This is a genomic window from Streptomyces millisiae, from assembly GCF_031845425.1.
In the GTDB taxonomy this organism is placed as follows: Bacteria; Actinomycetota; Actinomycetes; order Streptomycetales; family Streptomycetaceae; genus Streptomyces; species Streptomyces millisiae.
In genome coordinates this window covers 1-454 of record NZ_JAVREM010000301.1, presented here as the reverse complement: position 1 = coordinate 454, position 454 = coordinate 1, and the positions used below count along the sequence as shown (strand labels likewise).

The window sequence follows — 454 nt, the reverse complement described above, 5'->3', positions numbered from 1 at the left end:
ATTGGCCCCGCTGACCGAGCAGGGGTGTATCCCGCTCGCCATCCATCCGGCGATGACGTTCACCGGATCCGACGAGGACCTAGCGCGGTTGCCCGATACATGTTTCGGCATCACCGCGACCGACGAAGTCGGTTACGCGATCGGTCAGTCGCTGGTGCTGGAGATCGGTGGGGATCCGTTCCGGGTGCCCGAGCACGCGCGGACGCAGTACCACGCGGCGCTGGCGCATGCCAGCAACCACCTGGTCACCTTGGTGCTCGACGCCGTCGACACGCTGCGGGCCTCACTGCGCGGTGAGGAACTGCTCGGCCAGGAACTCGTCGGCGATGCGCCCGGCGGTCTGCCCGAGCGGGTGGTGGGCCCGTTGGCCCGGGCCGCGCTGGAAAACGCGCTGCAACGCGGCCAGGCGGCGTTGACCGGACCCGTTGCCCGCGGCGACGCGGCAGCGGTGGGC

At 70.5% G+C, this 454-nt stretch carries 1 protein-coding gene; it reads left to right on the top strand.

Annotated features, from left to right (window positions below; translation table 11 throughout):
- Window positions 1-52 precede the first annotated feature (52 nt).
- A partial coding sequence (locus RNC47_RS36785; RefSeq protein WP_311605220.1) for a DUF2520 domain-containing protein occupies window positions 53-454 on the top strand: 402 nt, incomplete at its 3' end.